Source organism: Nostoc sp. NMS2 (assembly GCF_017115105.1).
Lineage (GTDB): Bacteria > Cyanobacteriota > Cyanobacteriia > Cyanobacteriales > Nostocaceae > Nostoc.
Genome location: NZ_JABXKH010000099.1, coordinates 1 through 24,641 on the forward strand (window position 1 = coordinate 1; position 24,641 = coordinate 24,641).

Here is a 24,641-nt window from a genome sequence, read left to right on the forward strand (position 1 = left end):
CACCCGTCCCATATTCAGGGCGGGCAGGATGCCCACCCCACAAGATGGAATAATTTATTTCTTGTCAGTCCCTTAGTAAAGAATTGTAATCCAAAATCCAAAATCCAAAACCCAAAATTCGTATGAGTCCCTGACTACGGTAGTCTAGATGAGAGTGAATTTATCGCCTGCGGTATTATATTGTTTTATGACATCAGTTGTTTCTAGTCCCCCACGCACTATTCGGATCGGTTCACGCAAAAGCCAACTTGCTCTGGTTCAAACCTATTGGGTACAAGAGCAACTCCAAAAAAGCTTTCCTGATATCACTTTTGAAGTCCATACCATGTCTACCCAAGGCGATAAAATCCTTGATGTAGCATTAGCTAAGATTGGCGATAAAGGACTTTTTACTAAAGAACTTGAAGTTGGAATGCTCAATCAGGAGATTGACTTTGCAGTTCATTCTCTCAAGGATTTGCCGACTAACTTACCAGAAGGATTGACTCTGGCAGCAATTACTGAACGGGAAAATCCAGCCGATGCATTAGTTGTGCATGAAAAGCACAAAGATAAACAAATCGATACTTTACCAGAGGGTGCTGTAATTGGGACATCTTCGCTGCGGCGGTTAGCACAGTTACGCCACCACTTCCCCCACTTTACTTTTAAAGATGTGCGGGGAAATTTGATTACACGATTGGCAAAACTGGATGCAGGCGAATACGATGCCTTAATTTTGGCAGCCGCAGGGTTAGAGAGATTGGGAATGAGCCCTCGCGTTCATCAAATTATCCCCAAAGAAATCTCCCTCCACGCCGTTGGCCAAGGTGCTTTAGGGATAGAATGCCGTGCGGATGATAGTGAATTGCTAACTCTACTCAAAGCAATCGAACATCCCCAAACACGCGATCGCTGTCTCGCCGAACGATCTTTTCTACGCTCATTAGAGGGCGGATGTCAAGTACCTATTGGTGTAAATACAGAAATCTCTGGTGAGAATTTGACCTTAACAGGGATAGTCGCCAGTGTAGATGGTCAAAAGTTCGTAAAAGATACCGTCACAGGGATTGCCAACAATGCCGAAGCACTAGGCATAGAACTAGCAGAATTGCTGCGGCAACAGGGAGCGCAAGAAATTTTATCAGAAATTTTTGCGGTAATTCAACGCGGTTCCTAAGCAATTGGGCAAGCCGATGTGATTAGATAAGAATTGATCGCCGTTTTACCAAAGACGCGACATATCGCGTTGGTCGCGATCGGAAAGTTAATTTGACAATTTATAGACAGAATCGGGGAAGCAAAAATTACCATGCGGATTCTATTTGTTGCAGCAGAAGCAGCACCCATTGCCAAAGTAGGAGGAATGGGTGATGTTGTTGGGGCATTACCCAAATTTCTGAGAGAAATGGGGCATGATGTGCGAATATTCTTGCCTTACTATGGCTTCCTGCCAGACAAAATGGAAATTCCCAAAGAACCCATCTGGCGGGGATCTGCCATGTTCCAGGAATTTGCTGTTTATGAAAGCGTTCTGCCTGGTACTGATGTCCCCTTGTACTTATTCGGACATCCCGTTTTCCTACCTCGCCGCATTTATTCTGGAGATGATGAAGACTGGCGGTTCACCTTCTTCTCCAATGGTGCAGCCGAGTTTGCCTGGAATTACTGGAAACCGGACATTATCCATTGTCATGACTGGCATACGGGAATGATTCCGGTGTGGATGCACCAAGATCCTGATATCACCACAGTGTTTACCATTCATAACCTGGCTTATCAAGGGCCGTGGCGTTGGTATTTAGAAAAAATTACTTGGTGTCCTTGGTATATGCAAGGACACAACACAATGGCAGCAGCAGTGCAATTTGCCAATAAGGTAAATACAGTTTCGCCCACATACGCCGAGCAAATCAAGACACCTGCTTATGGTGAAACCTTAGAAGGTTTGCTGTCCTTTATTAGCGGTAAGTTATCTGGGATTATCAACGGGATTGATACCGAAGTTTATAATCCAGAAAATGATAAATATATTGCTCAAACATTTACTGCTGATACTTTAGATAAACGCAAGGCTAACAAAATTGCTTTGCAACAAGAAGTAGGATTAGAAGTCAACTCCAAAGCCTTTTTAATTGGGATTGTGACCCGATTAGTGGAACAAAAAGGCATTGATTTGATATTGCAAATCCTCGATCGCTTCCTATCTTATACAGATGCACAGTTTGTTTTGTTGGGAACAGGCGATCGCTACTATGAAACTCAGATGTGGCAATTAGCATCCCGCTTTCCCGGACGCATGGCAACTTATTTACTGTATAACGATGCCCTGTCTCGCCGCATCTATGCTGGTACTGATGCCTTCTTGATGCCTAGTCGTTTTGAACCATGCGGTATTAGCCAAATGATGTCTTTGCGCTACGGTTCTGTCCCCATTGTCCGCCGCACAGGTGGATTAGTTGACACTGTAACCCATCACGACCCCGAAAATGCCGCAGGCACCGGTTATTGCTTTGACCGCTATGAACCGCTAGACCTTTTCACTTGTATGATCCGAGCTTGGGAAGGCTTCCGTTTCAAACCGCAATGGCAAGAACTACAAAAACGGGGCATGAGTGAAGATTTTAGTTGGTATCAATCTGCTAAAGAGTATGTGAAGTTGTACAGGTCAATTTACGGTTTGCCAGAAGAAGAGGAGACACCACAACCAGAGTTAGTGTTAAACGAAGCAGTTACCAGTAGCAAATCCTGAATCGTTAGGGGCGGGGCGTGCAGATATTAGTAAAAGGACGGATAAACCGCTTCTACACAGGCAAAACCCTCTTACGAGGTTGTTTTGAATGAAACGTAGCAATCCCCACCCTCAAATCTTAGTAAGGTGGGGGAACAATGCTCTAACAGTGAGATGGGTAAGCAGGCAATACTACGTAGGTTAGGAGTCGATCCCCCCAACTGCCCTTAAAAAGCTACCGTGTATACACAAGTCGCCAGACCTCTCCCCAAACCCCTCTCCGACGCGGAGAGGGGCTTTAAAGATTGGCTCCCCTTCCCTCGTAGGGAAGGGGCTGGGGGTTAGGTCTGAGAGCGCTTTGAGCAAAATAAGTCACTTGTGTATATGTACACCGTAGCCTTAAAAAGGGGGGCTAAAAATGCCTTATTTTCCCCCAATTTATCGGGGAGCCACTGCGGGAACAGGGGTCTCCCCCGCCGCAGGATGCGCGAAGCGATGTAGTGAAGCAAGTGGCGAGGACTAAGGGGGATCTCGAATGACTATGCACAAAAACCTACGCAGTATTGGATAAGCAGGGAAGGCAGGGGAAGAGAAAGAAATAAGTGTATTCATAGCTATTTAGGTAGAAAAAATTACTAAAATTTTCTCTTTACTTCCCCTACTCATTTCAAAATGATCTAACTTTTTCGCGTTGCTCCCGTAGGGTTGAGACTGCCGCGTTGCGTTCAATAAATATACTCTTTGTTTCTTTCGCCCCACAGGTGCGCCTCCGTGGGAAACTCACGTTAAAAATAGACGAGCTAGAAACAAAATTCATCCAATGAATCAGCAACGCCAATATTCATATTTGTGGATGTCGAAAATCTTTTCCAACGATAAATCTAGTTGTATCTAGAGGATAAGTTTTAACATATACCATACAACCCTTTGCTGACGAGGGACTATAGGAGTAACCCGGTGGATACCGTAGCCAACTGCTAGCAGGATAATTTCCTAACTCATCACTCCAAGTTCCTTCTATGACAAAGATTTCTTTCACCTCAGATTCGACTACATTAAACAATGCTGTGCCAGGTTGCCAGCGTTCAATCCAGACTTTTTCGGGGAAATCAATTTGCTGATAAAGGGGCTTCACCTCAATTTGAGGGATAATACCTGACTGCCAGGGTAACTCGTAAATATTCTTTCGCACTTGCTGGCGATTTTTTCCACCATGTTGCCGTAATTTAACAAAGGTCAGACAGCCCTCATCGCTGTAGGGGTGATGGATAAACCCTTCAGGATTAAGTATGTAAGTTCCTGGTAAATAAATGCCTGTTTCGTCAACAAAGTTTCCTTGGAGTACTAAAATTTCTTCTCCTCCAGGGTGTCCATGTAGCTCAAAAAAGCCACCAGGATCAAATCGACTCAACATTGTTACTGGATGATCTTGAACTTCATTATCGGACTCAAAGCAAATATACCAGATACCGGTAAACTCTGTGTCATACCAAGGCAGTGATGTTGATAATACTGCTACCCGTACTGATAAATTTTCGTTAATTTTTTGAGGTTGCCACTGGAGTTGGGAAGATACCATTGTTAGGTTTCAGGTTAGTACAGTAGTTAATTTTCAGAATTTAGATATTATACATAAAAATCCTATATATACTGTGACTAACCAGGAGTTGGATGAAGGTGATTACAAGTTAATCATTTGTTGATTACTCGTCGCTTTCGCCTTAATTAACCAGTCACGATCGCGATCGCAAATTTCCCGACCAGATGAGTCTCCTAAGCGGTCTAGCGCCAATAAACAAGCGTATTTCAAATCCCAAATTGGCGTATTAAGGCAAATTTTAAGTTCAGGGATTGCTCGTGAATCACCCAATTCACCAAGAGCGATCGCACACGCCGCACGAGATTTCTGAAACTGAGGTTCGCGGTTGTGCAGGTTTTCTATTAACAAATCGTAGGCGGGAGCATATTTCAGCCAGCCGAAAAGTTTCATGACATGATAATGAGCGCCATAATCGTTATATGCTTTGTCTGAATAAGTTGCTAGAAGTGCTTGGGGTGCTTCTTGGGTATAGATATCTAGCAAGGTTTTTGTCGCTAAATAGCAGCGTCCAAAATCGGTTTCGTAAAGTTCGTTAATGACAAAATCTAATCCAGGGGTCGCGTCATACTCATGTACTAAATCAAGGTCGTTGGGATGATCGTAAAGTACTTGTTCTAAATAAGGTTGAATTTCTGTAAAGGTAATTTCACCACTAGAAACGCCTGCATCCAAAAGCATTCGCAATCCTCGCAACCGAAACACCAGAGATACAGGACAACGAGCAATTTCTGGGATGGCTTTGTAGTAGCGTGCATCAATCAGGTCTTGAATGCAACCGCGCCGTGCATTAACGCTGGAACTTTGCAGCAGCGCCATTACCTCAGTGATTTGGGAGTAGTCATCGGTGAAACGACAAACTGTAGCGATCGCCGCACTACGGGTAGGTTCATCTTCAGCTTGAGTAAATTTATTTACACGTTCTAGAGACGATTGATAGTCAGCATTCGCTAAAGTGTGAATAATTACTCGATAAATTTGACCTGGTTTATCCAGTAGTTGCGCCACTTCTTCGAGAATTTCTGGATCTTTAGTCCCGATTTCCCCGATCGCCCACACGGTATTTTCAACAGTATAAATATCATCATCTTTAAGGCACTGCCGAATTACAGGTAAAGCTGATTCAGCCTGCAATCGCCCCAGACTTTCCACAGCCTTGCGTCGGACAATGCGATGGTCTAACTCATCAGGGTTACTAGTTTCAATCGCCCGTACCAAAGCCGCGATCGACTGTTCAGTGGGATAATTAATCAGATGGGAAACAGCAATATACTTATCAGAAGCGTCTTCAAGTTGTTCTAATGGTGTATCGATAATTGCGATCGCTTGATCTTCTGTTAGCCCAAACATTTTAAAAAAACGTTTATCCATTGATCTATAAATGGCTCGTGGATAATTGCTTAGAAATCAGAGAATTTTGGATTTTAGATACTTCGACTTACCTCGACTTCGCCCTTCGGCTACGCTCAGGACGGGCTCGGCACAAGTCGCTCAGTACAAGTTTTGGATTTTAGATTGACCATCAAGGAATCATTGGTCATATTTACTATCGTACTAGGGAGTGGGCATTGGATTACCAAAAATGTAAATTGCTAGTTAAGTAGGAGTTTACGCCAAAATAAAATAAAATCCGCTTACTGACATACTGGGTGAGAGTTGCGATGTCTAACGACAAGCCGATGAAGCGTTTACGCAGCCATTTTAAGATCATAGGAGTCCTATATGAATGATTATTTAGATGACTACGAGTTTAATAACCTCGATTTTTATAGAAAAAATCATGGGTTACAGCTTTATTACAACTGGTCGGGAGAAATTTGGTGGCAAGAAACACCAGACTTGCCCAAAGAAAAATTGTTCTCTATTATTGGGATGAATGCTACCAAAGTATTTCTCAAACCCGATCCTGAACATGGCGAAGTCGGGTATCGCATCAATAGAGAGTTGGGTTTATTTTGCGATCCAGATACTCAAGAAATTCTCCACTTTTGGCAGTCACCAACAGCAAATCAACCAGTACCAGTAGTTCACATTGCTAACCGCATTGTCCAGGGGTCGGTCAAGCCAAAAAAATTTGTCATACCCAAAGGCAAAGGATATATTACTTCGGTTATGGAAATTCCTTTAGAATATCCACATCCTTTAGCAGGAGATAGTAAATATTCAGATTATTGCCCTGGAGAAAAGTTTAAGGGAGTTGAGTACTTTATATCAAATACTTGCCGACCTGATGCAACTGAAGTTCCTCCTGCTAAATGGGCGAGAGACTGTCCTTGGATGCCCTGGATGAAGTTAGGATATGCTCATCCAGCTAAACTAAGATTTGAAACAACAATATTTAGAGTAGATTCTTTTGAACAGCTTCATCCTAGCTTGGTCAAGCTGGTGAGGGAAAAAGTACCAATTTATGAATTCACGCCAACAGAAAGTGATGAACCGAATGTAACGAGTATTCAATACTTTAAGAAAAATTTTGACTCTTACTTGCGACGAGATATTTTCCCACTAGAGGAAACATCTTAAAATAATTCGTAATTCGTAATTCGTAATTCGTAATTTAATTCTTAACTACGAATTATGAATTAGTTAAGCAGTTGGTAACTATTCCTATGTTCATTTACGTGAAATAGCAAAGCATTTATTAAACTTAGTACAGCTAACTCTGAAGTTCGTAGCGAATAGACTCAAAACTTACTTTGCGTTCCTCTGCGCTCCTCTGCGTTTAAATTTCACCCCTCAATTCGCCACGATTTTACGTAAAGCTGTACTTCGATAATATGCTAGGTTCACCACAGAGGCAGAAGGGAAGTGAGCATTCTGGCTCAAAGGCAAAGGCTGTAGTTGGGTGCGACTTTTGAAAATTTCCGTCAAAAAGCTTTTCTACTGGTAACGCGATCTGAGAAGATCAAAATATACGCATCTGTCAGCTATTGGTTAGTTGCCTCTAGTCTGCCTCCTGCCTTCCTCAATAAACACGCATTTAGAAAACAAAAGTTATGGATGAAACCTCAGAACTCACAACAACCGATAACATAACCTCTCAAGATGTCGCCGAAGTGATTGCAGAACTTGAGCTATATCGGGAACGTCTAGTCCAAGAAACTACAGAAACAGCAAAACGGGCTAAGTTGATGAGGGTAAATGTTATGGCACAATTGGAACCTGAGCTTGCCAAGATTGATTCTGCCCTCCAAGAACTACGTAATCAGCAAGCTGCCTTGAGCGTCAACAACTAGTAATCTATTTAGCTATAAGTCATAATGCTCAACTCCAAAACTCAATCAGGGGAGGATTCGTTACATCTTTCCCACTCAGAAACTGATGCTTTACTTGCAGCAGTTAATGAGCAATTAGGCTTAAACTCCTTCAACCCTGATGACCAAGAGCTACTCAAGCAGATGATTGAGAGTATGGGAGACTCACGGGGGATGGTTAGGTTGAGTTTTGCAGAGGCGTTGGGTAAAATCGGTAAACCAGCGACCCCTTTATTAATGGAAGCTGTGGCAAATCACCCTAACCCAGTTGTACGCAGAGCCAGCGCCAAAACCCTGACACTGATTGCCGATCCGATCGCAGTTCCCACCCTGGTTAATGCCCTCCTAAATGATGAAGATACGGTGGTTAAAACCTCGGCGGTGGGAGGGCTTGCCAAAATAGGTGAGGCAGCTGTGCCAGCATTGCTGAAAATCTTAGCGTCAACTGAGTATCCAGAAAGTGCGAAAGGACATGCTGTGTGGGCACTGGGATTTATTGGAGCAGAGGCGAAAGAGTATTTATATCGAGAGATTAACTCAGACTCGGCTGATGTTCGAGCTGCGGTGGTGGGTGCGATCGCTAAAATTGCTGAGGAAGGTACTGAAGAAGGAGCATTTCACATTCTAGTGAACGCTCTCACTGATTCATCCTTAATGGTGCGGTGTGAAGCAGCATCTGCTTTGGGCAGTCTGGCTTATCAACCAGCGATTCCTAATTTAGTTGAGTTACTGCATCATCCCGATTGGGAAACCCGAAAAGCGGCGGCTCTGGCATTGATGAAAATTGGCGATCGCACTGCCTTAGAACCCCTACAAGCAGCATTAACCCAAGAAGAGGAAGCAGGAGTTCAGGCGGTGATCGAGTTGGCGATTTCTCAAATTGAGAGACAGTTAGAAAAAGATGCTTGGTAAATGACTCTTACTTTTGACCAAGCTGCTTATAGCAGCCTGCTAGCTGAAGTTGCACCCAAGGTGATTGAAACGGAAGAGGAATACGATCGCGCCCTAACAGTGGCAGAGCGTCTAACGTTTTGCAAGAACCGGACTCCAGAAGAAAAAGGTCTGCATAAGCTGATAGTAATGCTAATTGAAGCGTATGAGGCAGAGAACTATCCAATGGATGAATCTGCACCACATGAAATACTCCAACACATTATGGAAGTCACTGACACCCGTCAAGCTGATTTGGTGGGTATTATCGGGTCGAGCGGCGTTGTATCTGAGGTTGTGAACGGTAAGCGGTCGATTAGTAAGGCACAAGCTAAGGCACTTGGAGATTACTTCAAGGTGACACCCAGTTTGTTTATCTAAATGTATCCGTTCTATTGGGATAGCGATCGCTAGCCTCTTTTATAATTAATCACCTGATCTAATCGGGGCAAAGCACTCACTGCTGATTCACGAACATACGGATCGGCGGATTCATCATTAGTTAATGCTCTCAGGACTTCCACTCCGCGCATATCACCCATCGAACCCAGTGCATTAACAATCGCCACAGCCAGCGCAACATTATCTATTGTTTTCAGAGCCTCAGCCAAAATTTCAAAGGCAGGAGAACCAATTTCACCCAGCGCCATTACTGATGCAATATAAACAACGGCATTTGGATCGTTGAGCGCTGTTTTCAATCCCTGTAAGCCATCAGCCGGGAAAGGAACATCTGGATGGTTAGCAGCAATCTGTGCCAAAGCCTTAGCACAACTACCCCGAATAGTCGCATTCTCGCTATTTACTAATGAATCTACCAATGATGGGACAGCATCTATACCAATAGCACCCAGTGCCTTAACCGCAGCACGACGGTAAGTCACATCTTCTTCATCCAAAATACCCATCAGACGAGGAATGGTATTTTCATCACGAACTTCAGCCAGTTCCCACATGGCTCGTTCCCGCAGATTGGGATTGGGGTGTTTCAACTGTTCAAATAGAGAATCTATTGTCATAAAAGAAAATTTCCCGATTGAAATCCCCCAAGTTCAATTACGAATTACGAACTTGTACTGAGCGACTTGTGCCGAGCGGAGCCGAGGTAAGTCGAAGTATTACGAATTACGAATTACGAATTACGAATTAGTAACAACTGAGGGACTCTTGGTCAATTACTCAACCAGATACAGGCAAAGCAACAGACTGAGAGTCCCTGAGTTTTAGAGTATAACGATCGCTCGTCTACGTCTAGTCAATCCCTATTACTATGAAAGGGAGTTGATTACATAGTCGAGGAGAGAGCGGAACTCAACCAACGCTTGAGGAGACAAGTCACGAGGAGAGCAAGCGCGATCGCGGGTGTAAGTCATCGCGGTAACGTATGGAGCAGTAGGCAGACCCAAAGAGCGATAAACTTCACGAGCGCCTGCAATACCCCACTCATCCAGAGGGCCAGTACCGCCCACAACTAAGCTGTAGTTGATCAAGCGTAGGTAATGCTTGATATCGCGGAAGCACTTGTCTTTTTTAACTTGAGTGTCGCCAGCTTCACCTTCTTGGCTCAGGTAAGGATATTTCTTAAAAGCAGCATCATAAGCTTCTTTAGCGACTGCATCGATTCCAGCAGCCAACTTTTCAGCAGCTTCTAGACGAGCGCTAGCGCGTTGAATGCTACCTTGAACTGATTCTAGATCAGAGGAGGTTGGAAAACGACCTGCTGCATCAGCAGATCCAATAACCGTAGTGATAACTGATTTCATTGCTTTTTATACTCCAGATTAGATGTGATCGTGCTTTGTATTTCAGTTGGCTTGACTAATAGGCTTTAGACGTTAGCAATTAGCTCAGAGCAGAAATAACGCGATCAAAGTAGCTAGCAGCTTCAGCAGCTAGAGCAGAGCAGTCGCCTTGAACAACTTCCAGTTTACGGAACTTTTTACCAGCGTTAGCTTCGGTGTTGGTGTTGGTGATGTGAGCGACGCTGATAGCCTTCAGGATTTGGAAAGCCCGTACAGAAGAACCAGTAGGTACGCCCAAAGCTGTGTAGGTTTCTTTCAGACCGTTCAAAGCACGATCGTCTAATACGGAAGAATCACCAGCCAACAGCGCATAAGTTACATAGCGCAGAACGATTTCAGCATCGCGCAGGCAAGCAGCCATCCGGCGAGTGGGGTACAAGTTACCACCAGCTTGCAGCAAACCTGTGTTTTCACAAGCAATACCAGCAATGGCATCAGAAACTGCACAGCTAGCGTTGCTGGCGATCGCATTCACAGCATCAAGGCGCTTGTTGCCTTCAGCAATGAAAGACTTCAGGGCTGCTAAGTCAGCACCACCGATAGGAGCGGTTTTGGCATCAGCCGCAATTACAGCTCTGGAAAAAGCATCAAGAACCATGAGTTCTCCTTAATATTCACAAATGGCGGATATTATTTCTGGCCTGTTCTCGATCAGATTAACTGTGAGTAGCCAAACAAAAACATAGGGGATCGATAGTGCCCTAGTCTTTACTATGAGAGACAAAGTAATAATCTGTAATATTTAATTTGGGCATTGGGAATTGGGAATTGGGCATTGGGAATTGGGCATTGGGAATTGGGCATGGGGCATGGGGCATGGGGCAAACAGGGCATTGGGCAAACAGGGCATTGGGCACAAGAGGCAGAGGTGCAAAGGAGCAGAGGGGCAGAGGGGAAAATACTTACTGCAACTTCTCCCCTGCTCCCCTACTCCCCTGCTCCCTCATCTCCCTCATCTCCCTCATCTCCCTCATCCCCCCTGCCTCTTCACCCTTTGCCCAAAAAATTAAGACTTACGCATTTCAACGGAACACTGCCACTGCGTAAGTCTTAAGGAAAGGATATTCTTTTTTTTACTCTATCAAGCTTGTTTTAGCAGGTGTTTGACCAAATTATCTTTTACCATCATCTGCCGTAAAACTTCTAATAGAAACTCTTGAGCTTCTTGTTGACTCAAATTCTTTACCTGGTCTTTCAAGTTTTGTAAGCGAAACTGTTGCTCTAATGTTAATTCGACTGGAAAATCCATCATTCACTCCTCTGATTGACTGAATCGAAGGTATCTGTTGTTACTTGCTAATGTGAAGACGATCGCTTTCTACTATTTTAGCACTCGGATATTAAATTGTCTACATTGTCAAGCTATAAAGAATCACCCTCATAAAAATTTACAATTACATAACAACATTCCTATCTCACCCTTTGCAGGGAGTTTGTTGAAGCCGATCGCTAATCGCTGTAATGTTTAGAATGTTTATATACCAATAACTGTAAAAAGAAAAACCGCGTAAAACATCATCCGCAGGAGTCATAAGTAGGAGTCAGAAGATTGATAGACGCAATGGAATTTTTTCAGCTAAGTGCTGGTAAGTGGCGATCGCAACGGGCAACCCATCATCTGGCGTTCAAGCGCTCAGAGACGGGAGAATCGGATATACAAGTAGAAACTCTGGAAGCCAATCATCCAGAAATCATTGAACTGTGCCAGTATCATGAAATTGATCCCAGCCTTTCAGTAGGAGGGTCACGTGTGCGTTGGCTAGGCACAATGGCTTGGGATAGAGAGGGTGAAGATAACCATCAGGGGAAAACTATATTTGCGATCGTGCCTGATGGCGATAACCCAAGGGCTGGCAAATTACTGCGCGAAAGAGGCTATGCCGAAATCGTGCCTGTAGTCGGTCTTTTCCACATGGATGATGAAGATGGACTAGTGTTGACAACCGAATACGAAACAATGAGTTCCATTGAGAGATTCTGGTTTGCCAGCCCAAATATGCGACTGCGAACCAGTACAGTAAAACGATTTGGTGGCTTCAGCACGGCATCGTTTTGTACTGAAAGCCGCATCGACAGTTCTGTTGAGGTTTCCGACACAGAACAGGTAACAGAAAGACTTGGGCAGGATATTCTAGAAAAAAAACAGTTTTATTCAGTTTTGGGTTGGTGAATTATCTGAAGCAGAGTGATGCTTTTACTCGTGGGCAAGATTATCTGCATCGGGTGCAGGAACTTGCCCTAGAGCCGGGGATGGTGGATGTGTTCGATAACCTGCGCGATCGCATCCCCATTTACACTTGGATTGGCGAAAATATTAACACCGTAAACGCTCAGATCAACGCCTACTTAGAAGTTTGTCATCAGTGCTTTCATCCACAAGAGCGTCGCCATATCCAAATTTTTGCAGTCCCCATAGCTCAATCTTTTGGCATAGACGGGCTGTGCAACATTCTCACAAATCCAATCACTATTTTGGTAGATGTTGGTCGAGTTGCACCTAGAGACTGGTTTGGTGTAGTCGTCCATGAATATGCCCATGCCCATCTAGGAGACTTTGGTCACAATCAGCAGTTTGCTAGCATCCTATCTCATCTCTGTTTAGGACTGGGATTAGAACCACCCTACTGGGAGGAAGGAATGGAAGCAACTTTGCGTAGCTGGCCTTACTGTAAGTCAACCATAGATCCCCTGGAATTTTGGATAGGTCATTGAAGGGGGCAGGGGAGGGGGGAGAAGGGGGCAGGGGAGCAGGGGAGCAGGGGAGCAGGGAGCAGGGAGCAGGGGGAGATGAGGGAGATGAGGGAGATGAGGGGGACAAGGGGGACAAGGGGGAATTATCAAAATTAAGTCTCTACCTTGTCTCTTCTCCATGCCCAATTCCCCAATCCGCAATTAATTTCTTTTGCTAAATGTTAAAATTTATTACTTCAGTTAAAAAAAGTGAAACTCAATCTTCTAATCTGAAATATGTCAAATAAAGTTTTTTAGTCGTTTACAGTAATTATTAAGCTGGAATTTGTACTACTTTTTTATTGATTAGCTATGGGTTAAATCCAGTGCGCTAATCGTTTTTCATAACCAATGCTTAAAATCACCCTTAGTTAAGTTTCGTGAAATTTTATCAGAATCTGAGGTTCTGATACAACTACTCCCTTAATATATGATTTAAAGTTGTTAACTTTGATTAAGAACATGGAGGCTTTAGAATGGCAATTCCTCTGTTAGAATATGAACCTTCAAGTCAAAACCAGCGTGTTGCTGGATATGAAGTACCGGGTGATGAACAGCCCAGGATTTTTAATACAGACAATATCCTGTCTCCATCAGATTTAGGCGATTTGATCGAAGCAGCATATCGTCAACTTTTCTTTTATGCTTTTGCTGCCGATCGCGAAACATATTTAGAGTCTCAACTCCGTAATGGACAAATTACAGTGCGAGACTTTGTTCGTGGGTTGGTGCTTTCCGATACCTTTAAGAAAAGCTTCTACGACCTCAACAATAATTATCGCTTTGTTGAGCAAGTAATTCAGCGCGTTCTAGGACGTGACCCATACAACGAGCGCGAAAAAATCGCTTGGTCAATTGTGGTCGCTACCAAGGGTATTGTAGGCTTTGTTGATGAAGTTCTCAACACTGAAGAGTACCTGAGCAATTTTGGATATTCCACAGTGCCCTATCAGCGCCGTCGGATACTGCCATCTCAATCTGCGGGTGAGTTGCCATTTAACATCAAATCTCCGCGATACGAAGATTACCACCGTGCTAAACTGGGTTTCCCCCAAATCATTTGGCAGGTCGAAGTACGCAGATACACCCCACAAGAGCAAAAGCCAAAAGCTGGCGATCCAGCTCTATTCTTGTCTATGGCACAAAGTGTCAATGCAACTGGCAATACACCACAAAGAATCTCGTCATTCAACATCGATATCGAAAAGTCTGTACCTTATCGCCAGTTAGCTGGAATTAAGTAACAATTTTTGGTCGGCGGCTGGCTAGTACATCGCTTTGATCATCTTATGGCGTGCATAAGTCTTGGGTTATGTAGGAGTTTCATTTAGGTATAACTAGTGGAACAGACTCTATCCCACGTCTAATGCACGCTAGTTGTTAAGGGGAATTGGGAATGGGGCATGGTTTTTTTGTCAATGCCCAATGTGTGTAAAATGGTGTAGCTTTGAGGCGTGGAATAAGCTTAAAGTTAAAGTGTAGTTCGTCTTTTTAGCATCTCCAAAAGTTTTGTAAATTGGGTGGGAGGGGTAGCTGTCACCTCAATCATCTCGCCAGATAGGGGATGCTGTAATCTTAGTCGCCAAGCGTGTAGTGCTTGACCAGACAAATTTACGCCCACTGAATGACCAGAACTATAAACTGGGTCGCCGACAATGGGATGACCCATTTTGGCGCTATGGACGCGAATTTGATGGGTACGTCCAGTTTCTAGCTGAAAGCGGATTAAAGTGAAATTACCGAGGCGTTCTAGTACTTGCCAATGAGTGACGGCAGATCGTCCACCCTGTTCAACAGGCATAATAGCCATTTTCTTGCGGTCTTGGGGATGGCGACCGATGGGTAAGTCAATTGTGCCATTTTCAACTTTTGGCGCACCGTAAACCACGCCTAAGTATTCTCTGCGTGCAGTTTTAGCTTTGAGTTGGGCTTGTAGATGATGATGAGCAACTTCTGTTTTTGCGATCGCGATCGCTCCCGTAGTATCCTTATCCAATCGATGGACGATTCCTGGACGTTGGACTCCGCCAATTCCTGGTAAATTGGGACAGTGAGCCAATAAAGCATTTACTAAAGTGCCATCGGGATGACCGGGTGCGGGATGGACAACTAAACCTGCGGGTTTGTTGAGAATGAGTAATTGGTCGTCTTCGTAGAGAATATCTAAGGGGATATCTTCTGCAAGTAGTTCTAGGGGTTGTGCTTCTGGTATTTCCAGAGTGATGCTATCGCCTAGCTTGATATTGATCTTCTTAGAAGTGCAAACTTGATCGTTAAGTTGGACGTTACCCTGTTCGATTAATTGTTGGATGCGCGAACGGGATAAATCTGGTAATTCTTGAGAAAGGAAACGGTCAATGCGATCGCCTTTAGTGTCGGTGCAGTGTATCGTATTACTGGAGGGAAGTAAGCTAGGTGCTGCATCCTCTGTATGAGAAGAGAAGCGTTCGCCCTTGGCGTTGGCGCAGCCATCGCTATTTTTTTGGATTTGTAAATTAAATTCGGTCACAATTGCTCTTGATTATTAATTCCCCGTTCTTTAAGTAAAGCGCGGAATCTCTTTATTTGGGCAGTTAGAAACCGCATCTACACAGGCAAAACCTTGATTTAACCTTAGACTTTATTTGTATAGCCACATTCGCCTCAGCTTGCCGGAGGCTCTATTCTATTCACCCTAGTACAGAACCGCCTAAATAAGCCACCCACTGGAAATGTCTAAAACCCCTACGCAATGGTAATTACGAATTACGAATTACGAATTACGAATTACGCCTTGCACGTTATCCTAAATTTATAACTTCTTGCGGCAATTCAAATAAACCATCTTCCCCAGCTTCAAAATCAACAACCTGATACACAGCATCAATATTTAATTTCCCATAAATATGAGGAAATAATTCGTCAATTTCCGCCTCTTCATAACGAATTTCAGCTTGGACTTTCTCAGAATCAATAAACAGTAGTACCAATTCTTTTTGATTATCAAAAAATCTCTTTGCTACTTTAAGTATTTGCGTTGATTTTGAACAATGTATAAAACCTTCACTCTCTAGCGAATCAGCGCGATAGCTACCAAGTATTTTCGCGTCTTCCCATTGTTGGCGTTTGGTGATATGGAGAATGGTGTTCATAGATAATCTAGGAATTGCTGCATCTTGTAATATTTTCAGAAAATCTTCTAAATTTGTAAAGTCTTTAATTACTTTTGTAGCGCCTACATTTATTAATTTATTATTACCTATCCCAACAAAAGAAATACTTAACCGATAGGCTGCTTTTACATCCCAAACCCCATCACCTACAAAAACAACCTTCTGAAATTTTTCAACTTGATAAACATTCTCTGCTTTGATAATAGCCGCTTTAATAATATCTTTTCGTGAAAGTGCATCATTAGCTGAAGCTAAGGGGATACCTTCTATTTCTAAGTTAGCTTTTTGAAGTTTTAGTTTAGCAGACTCACGCCAACCGCCAGTTGCGTAGACGCGAAGCGGCTTGTCGTTAGACATCGCAACACACCAATCAGGATCTAACTGTAATTTAGCTAATACATTTGCAGCACCAGGAATTTCGCTAAATAAATCTTGGTTGTTAATAAAAGCCTCCTGGAGCAGACTAACAAAACGTGCTTTTAGTCTGACTAACTCTTCATCTAAAGGAAGACGTTCTAATTTTTCTTTGAAAATTTCCTGGGTAATTCCAGAATCTGTAGTGTATGCGTATTCAGTCCAATTTGGATTTATACCAAAAATTCCAAATTCTAATGCAAAAGCACGTTTAAAACAATCTTCATCAACTTTGTAAGTATTTGTTAGTGTACCATCGATATCAAAAATTACTAATTGCATACAAGCGATCGCTCCATAACATTATTCTTTAAAATCTCACGCCCAGATGCTCCAGACACAGATTTATCAACGCCTTTGCGTGCGGTTATCATCTTATAGATTCGGCAGAATACAAATATCCGGCGCACACAAATTAGTTATGTAGCGGGGCGTGATAGCAAAGCCGTAACCACCCTACTTAATATCTACTTTATAAATGGTCTTTCAGAATCGAGTTAATCAGCGCGATCGCTGCCGAAATTATGGAGAATTTGCCATATATAATATCACTTGGCTAGCTAATTCTTCTAGAGAATAAACAATATTAATATCAGGACGTACCAGAGATGTTTGGATCTCTACGTCTTGTCTTCTAGAGTAATGGGGATGAATGCCGAGAAATAGAGGTTTATTTGTCATCGACCATGCACCCAGTTCATAAAGAACGATAGGGCAGATACTTTCTTGGGGAAACCAGAAGAGAATAGCTTGGGCTAGTCGCAAATGTTTATGTTCCCACTCAATTTGTTTTCTGGATGCACTGGAGTCATTAATTGGAAAATTAGTCCGACGGGGATTTAAAATTGTCCAAGATGAAGGTTTTAATAGCTGCAACATCTCTGCTTGCCAATCAGGGCAATCACTGATACCACCAGCACAAAATATTGCTTGACTTTTGCCGTCAAACTCTCCTGGAGCCTCAATGTATTTATTCATCGAAAATTTGGGTGTGAAACCCCGTCATAAAGGACGGCTTTACATTCACAAGTAATAATCTATGCCAGCAATAACTGCAAGTGCCACAGCATATTGTTCTAAATCTTCTCTGAGCAATTCTAACTCACTTCTAAATTGGGCTTCTTTTTCCCAATCTTGTTCGTGTTTCTTGGGACTGACATCCAAGGAACGTTGTGCTTCCCAGGCTTGTAGTAAAGGATGCCATTTAGATAAAACCGGACGCAATCCTCGGTTGAGAACAGCGATCGCAATTCCTCCCACTGACTCACGAGAGCCACCAATATCAGGCCCCGCATCTTTGAGAATTTGTCGGGTAGTACCAAACAGGCTGTGTAAGGATGAAAGTGCTTCTCGTAACAAGCCTTGGTCTTGTTCGGAATCTAGAGGCTGGATGGCAATACGGGTAACAAGTTCTACATACAGCGACCAAGCCGCCTTACGTTCTGTGGAGTCGGGTTCCCATTCTGTCCCACCAATACCAAAGGGGAGGTTGACAGATACTTTCTTTAATTTTGCTGGATTTGGTTTGGGCATCGATAGATTTCTGGGTTGATTATTCAAAATTGAGCGATTTGATATCTATAATTGCTTTTATTAACCGTTCTAAAGGTTCCTTTTCATCAACATTGTCAACAAAACGTACCCAATTTAATTCTTTGAGAAACAGTAGCTTTGGATCATTTGGCATCTCAGTGACATTTGGTAATAAAACTGGAATCAAAGGCAAATCTTCGTTAACGAATCGACTGTTAAGCGATCGCAATTCTTGTAGTTGCCATTTTCCCAAACCATTAGGACTAATGAAGATGGCAGCTGATTTAACTTGCTGGATTCCTTGTTGTATAGCATCTTGAAAGCTCTTTCCGACAAGAATCTCCTTTTTATCCAGCCAAGGATTCAAACCTCGCTGTCGCAGTTGATTAGCGATCGCTTCTATTAAAGGTTTATCTTTACTATTGTGAGATAAAAAGACATCAAAATCATTGGTGGCAACTTTGCCTTGAATGATTGAAGTAGCGGTGTCAATCTCACGCTGTTTATCAGCAGCTTTATCCATCTGCGGAATAATAGAAGTAACTACTCCAATTTCGCGTTGAGCATCGGTATCTTTATTTGTTAGCGGAATAAGGAAAGTCCGATCTACTGCCTTCAGACGTTCCTCTTTATCTAGCAGGGAAATCTGAGTATCACAAGCATTACAACGAATCCAGTTAAAACCAAACTCTCGCCTGCGTGTCGCCTGTAATTCAGTAATTGGTATTTTGCATTTGAGATTATGACAAACAAAAATGCGGCGACGGCGGATACTTTCTGGTAAAGCCTGCCGCTTCAGGTGGGTATGCACGTACTCTTCAAAATGCAGCCTTGTCTCCTCACTCGCTTCAGGTTTAAAGAACAGAGTTAACTCCGCTTTTCCTTCCTCAATATGGCGTAGCCAGATGCCACACTCACCAACCCTGGCTGTGAACATAGCGGCATTTTTCCACATTTCTTTGCGTTTAAAAATCTCGCTGCGAGATAAACGTACAACCAAGGTAGTGTATACATTTAATACAGCCCCCTCAAACTCAAAAATCACCGCTTTGCCTTCTGGATCAGGAGCTTCTGGCCATTCGCGGGTAAACTGGGAGGGGAAGACTAGCAATGGTGCAGCCTCAGTCTGTACTCGCAAAGCAATTTCACGAGTCAATAATTCTTCTACCGTGTCAATTAAAAGTAATTTCTCCTGTTCTCTATTGGTGATGCGTTCATCTTCTGACATCTGAAACCGCCCCGCGAGTACGTCTTCTTCGACAATACAACCCATACCCTCTGGTTCATCTTTGGCGGCGTTTACAATTGCTGAGGCGTAAGCATCCAATAGTTCTGGTTGCAAAAGAATCAGATTGCCAAAGCTGAGTCTACGGATTAAATCCCGCGACTCCACTAGCCGAATGCAAGTTTCAAACTTGTCTCGCACTTCTTTGGAATCAGCAATAGTATTATTGCTTTGCAAGAAGGCGCGGTAGAGATCATCTACTTGAGATAACAGCCTTCGTAATTTTTTTTCTTGAATTAAGAAAACTTTGATTTTCTGAAATAATTCTGTAGAACTTACCTTTGGCAAATGCTCCCAGTCAATAGCTTGGCGAATGGCTGTAGTTAGTTCCTTGATTCCCAATCCTTCCTTAGCGCTAGTCTCAAAGTAACCATCAAAACCTAGTTCGCTAACTAAAGCATTGATACGTGCTTTTGTCACACCAATGCTACCCCGGTCTACACGGGCGGATACTAAAAATTTTTTCAAAGCGATCGCAGAATTACCTGGTAAGTTTTGTGCTTGTCGTAAAGCCCGGTTCCAATAATATACTCCCGCAAAGGGTTCGGTTTCACTCCGGGCATCAAATACGATCAAGGCTACTGCCAATTCATTTAAATACAACTGGTGAATCAGCCGATAACCTGGCTGTCCTGCTAAGTCCCACAAAAGGATTTCCCGCAATTCTTGGCGATCGTCGCTTAACTTGAACTCCTCTTTGTCAAAAGTCCAAACACGACGACCGTGAGTTGATTCTGTGGGGCGAAACTCTCTATTAGTTAACACCAAACTCAATCCAGATTTGCCTACACCACTTTCACCCACTAGCACCACTTTAGCGTTTCTATATAAGTCAGAGGGATTCACCGGAGGTGCATTCAGCAAAATTTCTGGGTCTATTTGCCAAATGCGAATGGCGATGTCTGCTTCACCCAAAGTTGCCAAAATGGGTTTTGTGGTGTGAAAAGCTAACCCAAAAGGCAACGATTTAAAAGTTGCTTCCTCTAAAACTGTTAAAGTTTCCCAAGTATCGCAGCGCCACAGACGAACAGTACCATCAGAAGATTTAGAAGCTAGCAATTTAGCATCATTAGAAAATTCCAAACAATTTACCGATGCTGTATGTCCTTCTAAAACAAATAATGTTTGCCCCGTTTGAGGATTCCACAAACGGATTGTATTGTCACGAGAAGCTGATGCTACCATCTGCCCATCTGGAGACCATGCGACACTGTAAACATCTGCTGAATGTCCTACCAGAGTTTTTAGCAGTTTAGTTGTTTCTTTATCCCAAACTTTGATTGTGCTGTCGTGAGAAGCAGATGCCAGCATTTTCCCATCTGGCGACCATGCCAAACTATTCACTTGTCCCGAATGTCCTTCGATGGTTTTATATTGTTCTGTGTTGACATACCCCAATATAATCGACCAATCATCGCCCATCCCACCGACAGCAAGTATCTGACTATCTGGAGACCATGCCATGCTCAGACAGACACCAGTATGCATATCAATTGTCTTTTGGAGTTCGCCAGTCTCTGTTTTCCAAAAGCGGATAGTGTTATCAGCAGATCCAGAAGCAATTGATTTGCCATCTGGCGACCAAGCAACTGTCCAAACCCGTCCTTTATGACCCTCAAGGGTGCGTATGCATTCGCCAGTATCTACAGACCAAAGTTTAATTGTGCTATCAAATGATGGCGAGGCCAGCATCGTACCATCTAGAGACCATTCCACTCGACTTATTAACCCATTGTGCCCCCGAAGTGTATGTTTCAGTTGCCAACCAAATGGGATTTCACTGGGATTGACAGGATTTTTCATAGAGCGGTTTTATTTTCAGATAATATATACGTACTCAATTCAAGCATTGGTTGGCTATAAGAATTATTGTTCTCTAACTTGGCAGAATGTCTGAGAAATATTAGATTCTTGCTTATTCCCTTTTTCTGGGTGGAATACTTTAGTTAAAGCCCACTTTTTTACTAGGGATTTAGGAGTATTTCGGATAATTAAGAGTTAGTGGCTTTTTAGACATCTTCCTTAAGACAATATATCAAATTTGTTTGGCATATAATTAGGAAAAATAAGGCATACAACGGCAATTTACGGCAATTTGTAAAAACGTATTTATTTGAGTAGAATGGTAAGTTAGAGAATTTATGGACAAGCTCAAGAAAATCTTGATTAAAACGTTTTTTTATGGAAAAATGGGATACTCAACTGAAGATATTATGTATGAGAATACAGAACCCAATAAAAGTTTCGGATAAAGTTTTGGTACAAAGGCTGGACAATCTAAAATCTCTTGTATCTTAAGGATACATTTTCATATTTATTAATATCAACCAATCACAGAGGACAAAAAAATGGCATCAATTCAAGTCGAATCAAAAGTTTTTCAATCCTTAAAACAAGCCTATTCAGAGAAGTTTGGCGGCTCACCAAGTTCTTTAATTAACAGATTAAATTCTATTTATTATCATTCAGAGGATAAAAACGACAATTTAATAGCTGATAGAACTATCCGGTCTTTTTTTAATGCTGCCACACCACCGAAAATGCAGGAGAAAAATCTCAATTATCTATGTAGAGTACTTCTAGACCAGAACAGCTATCAAGAAGCTTTAAGAAAAATCAGCAACATAGACTCTGATGTTGAAGGAGATTGGCTAGAACCTTATTGGAAGCATCTAGAAAGAAAGTGCAGCACAATGCGAGTCCTAGATATGAATGAGCCAATACCTATAGATAGTATTTATGTAAATACATTTAAAATATTGAAGAATATTCAGGGACGCAGACAGCAAACACTGGAATATTTACTAAATAGTTTAGAAATAGAATCTGCAACCGAGCAAAATTTTAGGCGGTTATTTTTCTCCAGCAATGAAGTTTCAATGCCATCATTAGAAGCTGCCATTCGGTACAAAAAGCTGATGATATTAGGCAAACCAGGAGCAGGTAAGACGACATTTTTAAAGTATCTAGCTCTGCACTTCTCCCTAGAAGAATCGCTAGAAAAAGTTGTACCTGTTTTTATTCGTTTCCGAGATATATCCGAAAATCAATCTAATAAAAGTTTAACGGAAACCGTAATCTATGAATTTACCAAATATATCCCAGATTCCGAGAAAAAAGTGCGTAACTTACTAGAAACTGGACGCGCTTTAATTTTGTTAGATGGATTAGATGAAGTGAAGGTCGAAAATAATAATATTTACCGACAAATTGATGATTTTACCAATTCATTCCCAGATAATCGTTTTATAATTACCTGTCGTAATGCAGCCTGTGATTATGTTTTTGATGATTTTACAGAGGTAGAAATTGCCGATTTTGAAAAGGAAGAAATTAAGATGTTTGTTCACCAGTGGTTTCAAATCCGTGGAGAAGAAGAAATTAGCGATCGCTTTTTAGACAAATTAGAAGAAAATCAAGCAGTCAAAGAATTAGCCACAAGTCCTTTGCTGCTGACAATTTTATGTTTAACATTTGAAGATACCTATGATTTCTCTATAAATCGCTATGCACTATACGCAGATGCAGTAGATTCTCTCTTAAGAAGATGGGATACTAGCCGTCGGATAGAACGTAAACCCGATCTTTATCTGTCACGACAACGGAAAATTAATATGTTCAGTGAAATAGCTTATCATGGCTTCACTGATAACCCTCCTAAATTTCTATGGCATCAGTGGGAATTGGAAAAGCAAATTGTGCAATTTTTGCAGAATATTATTGCTGAAATAGATTCACGAGAAGCGTTAAGAATTATTGAAGCCAACTATGGTTTATTAATTCAACAATCTAAGGGAATATATTCTTTTTCTCATCTGACTTTTCAGGAATTTTTTGCGGCGGAATACATAGTAGAAAATCGTGAACCAGAATTCTTAAAAAAGTTTGTTGAACAAAACTTAATAGTACGTCAATGGCGAGAAGTATTTATTTTAATTACTGAGCGATTGAGTAATGCTGATGAATTTATCAAACTAATGTTTAAGTGTACCCATGACATTGTAAAAGACAGTCAGGGGTTGCAAGATATGCTTAATTGGCTACATAGAATGACAACTAAAGCTCAGATCGACTCTAGCTCTTGGAGAGCTTATTACTTAGCAATTGATTTAGATGTTGACCTTTACATTAGTCGTGACATTGAAATTGACCGGACGACCTTTGCAAAATTTGCAACAGAGATTAGAAAATATAACGACAATCATAGTCAATTACTTGCTTCTAAACCAAGAGCTTTACTAATTTCCCGATTAGCAGCCATTCATGCTTTAGCTGTGGATCGTTCTCATGGAGATATGCCTAATGAAAATCAATATGTAAGCCTGAAGACTTCAAATGAATTTACCATTGAACGGCTGCAAATTGGTAATGATACAGAGGTTGATATTAATCAAAAACTAGATTTTGCAATTCAAAAAGCCCAAGAATCAAATCTAACTGATTTAGCTAGAGAATTGATTGATTTGCAAAATCGTCATCCATTGAGTCATGCTGCTAATCAAGAATGGGAAAAATGGGCAGAAGAATTACGACAACTTATGCTTAAACATCTTGATGCTGGTTATAAAGTCAACCTTGCATCCGCAGATGTCAAAGCTTTGGAACATTATATTTATGCAAATTACCTATTATTTGATTGTGTTTCTAGAGGAATTTATTGTTCTAGAGAACTGCGTGAGGAAATTCTAGATAATTTGCTATTACCTACAGATGAAATACTACCTCATTTACTAAGCGGTTATGATGTCAATAACACTTCTTTAAAAGAATAGAATCTTCACAAATTATCGAAACAAAATATATGCGTCATTCGCCAGAATACAGAAAAGGTATTTTGAACTAAAAAGCGGATGAATTAAGGGGTTTAAGACTCCCGCTAAAGATTTCCTCTTTAGTGGTTTTCTCTACGAGACGCAAGCGCGAACAATCCTGACTTTTCACATTAGACATCTCCGAAAAAGAATGTAGAGACTTAGCAGTGCTACGTCTCTACAAGGGTTTTGGAAATCATATTTAATTTCTGGAGATGTCTAATATGTGGAAAAGTCCACCGAAAACCTAACCCCCTAACCCCCTTCCCGTGTCGGGAAGGGGGAAAATTCAAAGTCTCTCTCTTTTTAGGCTACGGTGTACACACAAGTCTTTGAGAGTTGCCTCACAAGCTTTTGATCCCCCCTAACCCCCCTTAAAAAAGGGGGAACCGGAGTCAAAGTCCCCCTTTTTATCGGGGGATT

General features: G+C 42.0%; 21 protein-coding genes and 1 pseudogene. 10 read left to right on the plus strand and 12 right to left on the minus strand.

Annotated features, from left to right (window positions below; translation table 11 throughout):
* The first annotated feature begins 187 nt into the window (after positions 1-187).
* Together hemC and glgA are read left to right on the plus strand one after the other, a co-directional pair.
* The gene (hemC, locus tag HWQ36_RS18100) at positions 188-1,159 is read left to right on the plus strand and encodes a hydroxymethylbilane synthase (protein WP_292705073.1); all 972 of its coding nucleotides are present in this window, start codon (positions 188-190) and stop codon (positions 1,157-1,159) included.
* Between the two features lie 132 nt (positions 1,160-1,291).
* The gene (glgA, locus tag HWQ36_RS18105) at positions 1,292-2,731 is read left to right on the plus strand and encodes a glycogen synthase GlgA (protein ID WP_292705074.1); all 1,440 of its coding nucleotides are present in this window, start codon (positions 1,292-1,294) and stop codon (positions 2,729-2,731) included.
* A gap of 820 nt (positions 2,732-3,551) precedes the next feature.
* Here glgA and HWQ36_RS18110 read toward each other — a convergent pair.
* The gene (locus HWQ36_RS18110) at positions 3,552-4,289 is read right to left on the minus strand and encodes a cupin domain-containing protein (RefSeq protein WP_292705075.1); all 738 of its coding nucleotides are present in this window, start codon (positions 4,287-4,289) and stop codon (positions 3,552-3,554) included.
* 102 nt (positions 4,290-4,391) lie between these two features.
* The gene (locus HWQ36_RS18115) at positions 4,392-5,678 is read right to left on the minus strand and encodes a HEAT repeat domain-containing protein (protein WP_292705076.1); all 1,287 of its coding nucleotides are present in this window, start codon (positions 5,676-5,678) and stop codon (positions 4,392-4,394) included.
* 351 nt (positions 5,679-6,029) lie between these two features.
* On the opposite strand from HWQ36_RS18115, the gene HWQ36_RS18120 reads away from it, so the two are divergent.
* The 4 genes from HWQ36_RS18120 to HWQ36_RS18135 all read left to right on the plus strand — a co-directional run bounded on the left by HWQ36_RS18120 (position 6,030) and on the right by HWQ36_RS18135 (position 8,872).
* Positions 6,030-6,830 (plus strand): DUF1838 family protein, encoded by an 801-nt coding sequence (locus HWQ36_RS18120; protein WP_292705077.1) that lies wholly within the window; start codon positions 6,030-6,032, stop codon positions 6,828-6,830.
* A 473-nt stretch (positions 6,831-7,303) separates the two neighbouring features.
* Entirely contained in the window at positions 7,304-7,543 is a 240-nt protein-coding gene (locus HWQ36_RS18125; RefSeq protein WP_292705078.1) for a hypothetical protein, read from the plus strand.
* Positions 7,544-7,567: 24 nt separating this feature from the next.
* Positions 7,568-8,473 (plus strand): HEAT repeat domain-containing protein, encoded by a 906-nt coding sequence (locus HWQ36_RS18130; RefSeq protein ID WP_292705079.1) that lies wholly within the window; start codon positions 7,568-7,570, stop codon positions 8,471-8,473.
* Positions 8,474-8,872, plus strand: coding sequence for a transcriptional regulator (locus tag HWQ36_RS18135; RefSeq protein WP_292705080.1), 399 nt, complete (start codon positions 8,474-8,476; stop codon positions 8,870-8,872).
* A 29-nt stretch (positions 8,873-8,901) separates the two neighbouring features.
* Here HWQ36_RS18135 and HWQ36_RS18140 read toward each other — a convergent pair whose 3' ends face one another.
* From HWQ36_RS18140 to HWQ36_RS18155, 4 genes are all read right to left on the minus strand, one after another.
* Positions 8,902-9,510: a HEAT repeat domain-containing protein gene (locus HWQ36_RS18140; RefSeq protein ID WP_292705081.1), complete on the minus strand. Its 609-nt coding sequence runs from the start codon at positions 9,508-9,510 to the stop codon at positions 8,902-8,904.
* A gap of 249 nt (positions 9,511-9,759) precedes the next feature.
* Positions 9,760-10,254, minus strand: coding sequence for a bleomycin hydrolase (locus HWQ36_RS18145; RefSeq protein ID WP_292705082.1), 495 nt, complete (start codon positions 10,252-10,254; stop codon positions 9,760-9,762).
* Positions 10,255-10,333: 79 nt separating this feature from the next.
* On the minus strand, positions 10,334-10,891 hold the full coding sequence (locus HWQ36_RS18150; RefSeq protein WP_292705083.1) for a bleomycin hydrolase: 558 nt from the start codon (positions 10,889-10,891) through the stop codon (positions 10,334-10,336).
* Positions 10,892-11,374: 483 nt separating this feature from the next.
* Positions 11,375-11,542, minus strand: coding sequence for an NblA/ycf18 family protein (locus HWQ36_RS18155; protein ID WP_114081198.1), 168 nt, complete (start codon positions 11,540-11,542; stop codon positions 11,375-11,377).
* A 303-nt stretch (positions 11,543-11,845) separates the two neighbouring features.
* Between HWQ36_RS18155 and HWQ36_RS18160 the strand changes: the two genes are divergently transcribed.
* From HWQ36_RS18160 to HWQ36_RS18170, 3 genes are all read left to right on the plus strand, one after another.
* The gene (locus HWQ36_RS18160) at positions 11,846-12,463 is read left to right on the plus strand and encodes a phycobiliprotein lyase (RefSeq protein WP_292705101.1); all 618 of its coding nucleotides are present in this window, start codon (positions 11,846-11,848) and stop codon (positions 12,461-12,463) included.
* Positions 12,460-13,005, plus strand: a complete 546-nt coding sequence (locus HWQ36_RS18165) for a hypothetical protein (protein ID WP_292705084.1) — start codon at positions 12,460-12,462, stop codon at positions 13,003-13,005. The genes HWQ36_RS18160 and HWQ36_RS18165 overlap by 4 nt, the downstream gene beginning before the upstream one ends.
* 494 nt (positions 13,006-13,499) lie before the next feature.
* Positions 13,500-14,267: a phycobilisome rod-core linker polypeptide gene (locus HWQ36_RS18170; RefSeq protein WP_292705085.1), complete on the plus strand. Its 768-nt coding sequence runs from the start codon at positions 13,500-13,502 to the stop codon at positions 14,265-14,267.
* A gap of 227 nt (positions 14,268-14,494) precedes the next feature.
* Here the strand turns inward: HWQ36_RS18170 and HWQ36_RS18175 are convergent, their stop codons facing one another.
* The 6 genes and pseudogenes from HWQ36_RS18175 to HWQ36_RS18200 all read right to left on the minus strand — a co-directional run bounded on the left by HWQ36_RS18175 (position 14,495) and on the right by HWQ36_RS18200 (position 21,210).
* Positions 14,495-15,412, minus strand: coding sequence for an RluA family pseudouridine synthase (locus HWQ36_RS18175; protein ID WP_292705102.1), 918 nt, complete (start codon positions 15,410-15,412; stop codon positions 14,495-14,497).
* 391 nt (positions 15,413-15,803) lie between these two features.
* On the minus strand, positions 15,804-16,154 hold the full coding sequence (locus tag HWQ36_RS18180; RefSeq protein ID WP_292705103.1) for a DUF952 domain-containing protein: 351 nt from the start codon (positions 16,152-16,154) through the stop codon (positions 15,804-15,806).
* Between the two features lie 123 nt (positions 16,155-16,277).
* Positions 16,278-16,871, minus strand: a pseudogene (locus HWQ36_RS18185) (HAD family hydrolase); the annotation flags it as partial.
* A gap of 240 nt (positions 16,872-17,111) precedes the next feature.
* Positions 17,112-17,567: a nucleoside 2-deoxyribosyltransferase domain-containing protein gene (locus tag HWQ36_RS18190; protein WP_292705086.1), complete on the minus strand. Its 456-nt coding sequence runs from the start codon at positions 17,565-17,567 to the stop codon at positions 17,112-17,114.
* Between the two features lie 45 nt (positions 17,568-17,612).
* Positions 17,613-18,122 carry a hypothetical protein gene (locus HWQ36_RS18195; RefSeq protein WP_292705087.1) on the minus strand — a complete coding sequence of 170 codons (510 nt, stop codon included), beginning with the start codon at positions 18,120-18,122 and terminating at the stop codon, positions 17,613-17,615.
* A gap of 19 nt (positions 18,123-18,141) precedes the next feature.
* Positions 18,142-21,210 (minus strand): TIR domain-containing protein, encoded by a 3,069-nt coding sequence (locus HWQ36_RS18200; protein ID WP_292705088.1) that lies wholly within the window; start codon positions 21,208-21,210, stop codon positions 18,142-18,144.
* Between the two features lie 545 nt (positions 21,211-21,755).
* On the opposite strand from HWQ36_RS18200, the gene HWQ36_RS18205 reads away from it, so the two are divergent.
* A complete protein-coding gene (locus HWQ36_RS18205) occupies positions 21,756-24,179 on the plus strand; it encodes an NACHT domain-containing protein (protein ID WP_292705089.1) in 2,424 nt (807 codons plus the stop codon).
* Positions 24,180-24,641 lie beyond the last annotated feature (462 nt).

Coding starts and splice junctions, on each gene's coding strand:
- HWQ36_RS18170 (WP_292705085.1), top strand. CDS start 13,500: ATGGCAATTCCTCTGTTAGAATATGAACCTTCAAGTCAAAACCAGCGT.
- HWQ36_RS18120 (WP_292705077.1), top strand. CDS start 6,030: ATGAATGATTATTTAGATGACTACGAGTTTAATAACCTCGATTTTTAT.
- HWQ36_RS18135 (WP_292705080.1), top strand. CDS start 8,474: ATGACTCTTACTTTTGACCAAGCTGCTTATAGCAGCCTGCTAGCTGAA.
- HWQ36_RS18125 (WP_292705078.1), top strand. CDS start 7,304: ATGGATGAAACCTCAGAACTCACAACAACCGATAACATAACCTCTCAA.
- HWQ36_RS18190 (WP_292705086.1), bottom strand. CDS start 17,567: ATGAATAAATACATTGAGGCTCCAGGAGAGTTTGACGGCAAAAGTCAA.
- HWQ36_RS18115 (WP_292705076.1), bottom strand. CDS start 5,678: ATGGATAAACGTTTTTTTAAAATGTTTGGGCTAACAGAAGATCAAGCG.
- HWQ36_RS18145 (WP_292705082.1), bottom strand. CDS start 10,254: ATGAAATCAGTTATCACTACGGTTATTGGATCTGCTGATGCAGCAGGT.
- HWQ36_RS18205 (WP_292705089.1), top strand. CDS start 21,756: ATGGCATCAATTCAAGTCGAATCAAAAGTTTTTCAATCCTTAAAACAA.
- HWQ36_RS18150 (WP_292705083.1), bottom strand. CDS start 10,891: ATGGTTCTTGATGCTTTTTCCAGAGCTGTAATTGCGGCTGATGCCAAA.
- HWQ36_RS18195 (WP_292705087.1), bottom strand. CDS start 18,122: ATGCCCAAACCAAATCCAGCAAAATTAAAGAAAGTATCTGTCAACCTC.
- HWQ36_RS18155 (WP_114081198.1), bottom strand. CDS start 11,542: ATGGATTTTCCAGTCGAATTAACATTAGAGCAACAGTTTCGCTTACAA.
- HWQ36_RS18130 (WP_292705079.1), top strand. CDS start 7,568: ATGCTCAACTCCAAAACTCAATCAGGGGAGGATTCGTTACATCTTTCC.
- HWQ36_RS18200 (WP_292705088.1), bottom strand. CDS start 21,210: ATGAAAAATCCTGTCAATCCCAGTGAAATCCCATTTGGTTGGCAACTG.
- glgA (WP_292705074.1), top strand. CDS start 1,292: ATGCGGATTCTATTTGTTGCAGCAGAAGCAGCACCCATTGCCAAAGTA.
- hemC (WP_292705073.1), top strand. CDS start 188: ATGACATCAGTTGTTTCTAGTCCCCCACGCACTATTCGGATCGGTTCA.
- HWQ36_RS18140 (WP_292705081.1), bottom strand. CDS start 9,510: ATGACAATAGATTCTCTATTTGAACAGTTGAAACACCCCAATCCCAAT.
- HWQ36_RS18110 (WP_292705075.1), bottom strand. CDS start 4,289: ATGGTATCTTCCCAACTCCAGTGGCAACCTCAAAAAATTAACGAAAAT.
- HWQ36_RS18180 (WP_292705103.1), bottom strand. CDS start 16,154: ATGAACACCATTCTCCATATCACCAAACGCCAACAATGGGAAGACGCG.